This is a genomic window from Paenibacillus alba, assembly GCF_013204855.1.
GTDB classification, from domain to species: domain Bacteria; phylum Bacillota; class Bacilli; order Paenibacillales; family NBRC-103111; genus Paenibacillus_E; species Paenibacillus_E alba.
In genome coordinates this window covers 1-3,619 of sequence record NZ_JABMKZ010000081.1, presented here as the reverse complement: position 1 = coordinate 3,619, position 3,619 = coordinate 1, and the positions used below count along the sequence as shown (strand labels likewise).

The 3,619-nt window shown below is 34.9% G+C and carries 3 protein-coding genes; 1 reads left to right on the top strand and 2 read right to left on the bottom strand.

From position 1 onward, the window contains the following. Window positions 1-206: 206 nt before the first annotated feature. Both HQN90_RS37885 and HQN90_RS37880 read right to left on the bottom strand, forming a co-directional pair. Window positions 207-1,007 carry a hypothetical protein gene (locus HQN90_RS37885; protein WP_173227975.1) on the bottom strand — a complete coding sequence of 267 codons (801 nt, stop codon included), beginning with the start codon at window positions 1,005-1,007 and terminating at the stop codon, window positions 207-209. Between the two features lie 26 nt (window positions 1,008-1,033). Continuing rightward, window positions 1,034-1,894 (bottom strand): tyrosine-type recombinase/integrase, encoded by an 861-nt coding sequence (locus tag HQN90_RS37880; protein WP_173227974.1) that lies wholly within the window; start codon window positions 1,892-1,894, stop codon window positions 1,034-1,036. Between the two features lie 483 nt (window positions 1,895-2,377). Here HQN90_RS37880 and HQN90_RS37875 point away from each other — a divergent pair, with 483 nt between their 5' ends. Continuing rightward, a complete protein-coding gene (locus tag HQN90_RS37875) occupies window positions 2,378-3,154 on the top strand; it encodes a DeoR/GlpR family DNA-binding transcription regulator (protein ID WP_338042447.1) in 777 nt (258 codons plus the stop codon). The last annotated feature ends 465 nt before the right edge of the window (window positions 3,155-3,619 follow it).

The following is a 3,619-nucleotide window of genomic DNA, read 5'->3' as shown; positions in this document are numbered from 1 at the left end:
GATAAACTTTTTTTCATAACCTTTATAGTCAATATTTAATTATGGAAACTAGTCAATTCTTCAAAGGCTAGACCGCATATATAGTTTTACTACTTTATTTTTTGACCATTGTTTCAAGTAAGCATAGCTCAAGTTTTATTAACAAAGCAATTAAGACACTTAGAATTTTAAAGTTGGTTTTTCATTAGGTTTCGTCCAAAAAAAAATTAATGGCCCAATAAGACACTAATTTCTTTTTGATATCCGTATTTTTTGAAAAAATCAATAAGCGCAACCTCAAAAATATCTTTTTGAGACACGTTTTTCTCCATACTGAACTCACGTGTCATTTGGTCTAGCCCGTAATTCATATGTACCGACTTTGTAATACAGACGCCAGGTATTAAATATCTTGGAATTTGAACCGAATTAGATTGGTTTTTGATAATTTCCATGAGTGCTTCTTTGTTACTTTCTAGAAAACTAATCAGCTTCAGTGAGTTTTCATCATAATTTAACATGGATTGTCCAACTCCTGTTCTACTTTTCGTTTCTCCGACCTCTATTTTTTCAGTGTTTAATGATTTTTTATCGTTCACAACACGTTCTGTTTCACCTGGGTTAGGGTTGGATTCACCTTTAAAAACATAAGTTGATTGCCCCTCATCCCAAACATAGCCCTTGCTTCTTAAATAAAGCGCCATTTCTCTATGATCTTGAAACTTTAGTTGAAGAGCAATTTCTTTGGCATCTACGCCTCTTTTATATAGCGAAAGGATGGTAGCAACTCTGCCTTCAGGACTTTGTACGATATTTGCAGAAGATTTCTTCTCTTTAACCGGAAAGTAGTTCTTTCTCGTATTGTCCCACTCATAACTTTTCCGTTTCATGTAATTGTCTATACCTTTAGAGTCCTTGTATTTCAGTTCTATCGCCAGCTGCTCTCTACTCTTCCCTGATGACAATCCGACTAGAACAGCTTGTACTTTCTCATCCAAATTCCCCATATTTGCCAAGGCTTGAGTCATAGTGCCTCCTTCTAAAAATTAATATATTATAGTTGGTTAACTGCAGCTGTTAGATCCTCTAATCTTGTATGCGTATAAACGGTTGTAGTCGATAATGACGTATGTCCAAGCAGCTTTTGAATTTGAACCACATTGACATTTTTTTTCACAAGATTACTTGCAAATGAATGTCGAAATGTATGGCAAGTCACTTCTTTTTTCCAGCCAAGCCGATCTACTGCCTTTTTAACAAATTTATTCACATAAGAGTCCGAAACTGCTCCTGATGCAGCTGTACAGAACAAATTATTCGTTTTAGAGTAGGGTCGTTCGTGTTCCAAATAATGAATCAGTATCTCTTTTAATTTCATATTCAAAGGTACGATTCGTTCCTTCTTCCCTTTACCAAAGATTTTAATCGTGTTGCGTTCAAAATCGATTTCCTCAAGCGTCAAATTAATGCACTCGGATATCCGCAACCCCGTGTAATACAAGGTAAGTATGATCTTTTTCATTAAACTATGTTCAATGGCTTCAACAAGCTGCAGCACCTCTCCTGATGTTAAAAACCCCTTCTCCCTGTGCTCCTGTTTAATCGTTTCCACGTGTACGGCCGCATTATTAATGCAGTATTTCTTTTTATTGCAAAAGTTATAGAAGGTTCGAAACACAGCCAACTTTCGTTTCAAGCTAGCCGGTGAATAGCCTCTTTCCATCTTAAGGTGGTAAAAATAGTTTTCAATATCTTCTGCCGTCACATCTGTTAAATAAGGCGTGCAATTATATGTATCAACTAAATACTTGACGAAGAAAAGCAAATCATTTCTATATGCTTCTACAGTCTTATCGCTTCTATCAATCGAAATTTGGTACTTTTCAAATTGTGATATCGCTTCCATTAGTATCATATATCTCTATCCTTTCTTCGAAACTTTGTTGTCTACTAAAACTATTAATCTATTAATCGCTAGTTTTGACGTATTGCGGTGATTTTAATCAACAAAGAAACATCATTTACTACACGAATTATAATTTTCAATGAAATTACGGAAACTCACCCCCATAATCAAATTCCCACTTATTGTTTCGAAAGAAAACAACAACAATTTTATTTAAAATTCTCTTTTATTGTATTTTCTATTTGCGAATTGTCAATGCTAAGCTATACATTCGCAATATTAAAGGGTTTACAAGGAAGAAAATCCCTTTTATATGATATTTTTCAATAAGAATTTTATCGTTTCAACAATTTACATGTCGAATGATGTCGTTTTTATCGTTTTTGTACGGTTTTCAAAGAAATAGCCTTGTACCAATTAAGTGTGCTAAAATAAAAAACGATTTTTGAACGCGCATTAAACGTTGTTTACTCTAGTATTGTAGGTGATTTTGTGGCAAAGTTTTTTGCAAATGAACGCAAGAACGTGATTATGAACATTCTCCATCAACATCAACGTACAACCATCAAGGAATTAAACAAACACTTAAACGTCTCTGAAGCCACTTTGCGCACTGATTTAATGCAGATGGAAAAAGAGGGCCTTCTTATACGCACACATGGCGGCGCAATGACCAAAGAAAAAACAAATGATCAGCATTGTTCTTCGACGATGGGCGATACGATTAATCAAGTTGAGAAAATAAAAATTAGTCAAAGAGCTGCTCAGTTAATTATGAACGGTCAATGTATTTTCCTTGATGCAAGTCCCATTGCATTAGAACTAGCACGTATATTAGTACAAGAAAAATCTCGTTTAACCGTTGTAACCAACGGTATACACGCTGCGATGGAGATGAAAGAAAATCCGAACATCACGGTTATCCTTATAGGGGGTGCGCTTAGAGTTGGTTCAACAGCATTGGAAGGCAGATTTGGGATTGATTTGCTAAGGCGAATCCATGCCGATATTTTGTTCACCTCTGCAAGCGGCTTTACTATTGAAGACGGTTTAACGGATTTTAACGTTTATGAAATCGAGCTGAAAAAAGAAATGGTCAAGGCGGCTTCGCGGGTAGTTGCGCTACTTGATCATGATAAAATAGGAAAGATCTCTATCGCCTCATACGCCAGCACTGAACAAATCGATGTTTTGATTACAGATAGTGAAGCCCCGCATACGTTCCTTGAAGAAATAGCTGCAAAGCAAATTGAATTAATTGTGGTTTAACTACACAGCTGAACATCTGGCCCTCCTACTTATATAAGTAAGGGGCTTTTTTGTTTGTGTGCTCTGCCAACTATATAAACGTCGCATAAACGAAAAAAGTTTTTTCTTTTAATCGCAACTTTTTTGTTTGTGCTGCGTTTAATACTTTGAAGACATGGAAATAATACAGAGTTACTGTTTTATTATGAATTATTGTTGCTTTTATAAAAAAAATCTTTACGACGCAATTCGATCAATGTATAATATTCATTGGTGTCACTTTTCTAGCTTTTTTTAGATTGATTTACTAGTTTCTAATGTGATCATCTGAATCACAAATGAACTTAGTTATATTATGCTCAAACTCTGGAAAGGGGGTGAACCAAAAATGAGTAAATCGAGCTCAAATATCGTAACAAAAAGACAAAAAAATAAACCCAAAGATTTTCAAGGAGGAGAAATAAAGGTTATGAAAAAAAGTTTATC

Excerpts from the sequence above, each read along its gene's own strand:
- HQN90_RS37885 (WP_173227975.1), bottom strand. The coding sequence starts at position 1,007 with ATGACTCAAGCCTTGGCAAATATGGGGAATTTGGATGAGAAAGTACAA.
- HQN90_RS37880 (WP_173227974.1), bottom strand. The coding sequence starts at position 1,894 with ATGATACTAATGGAAGCGATATCACAATTTGAAAAGTACCAAATTTCG.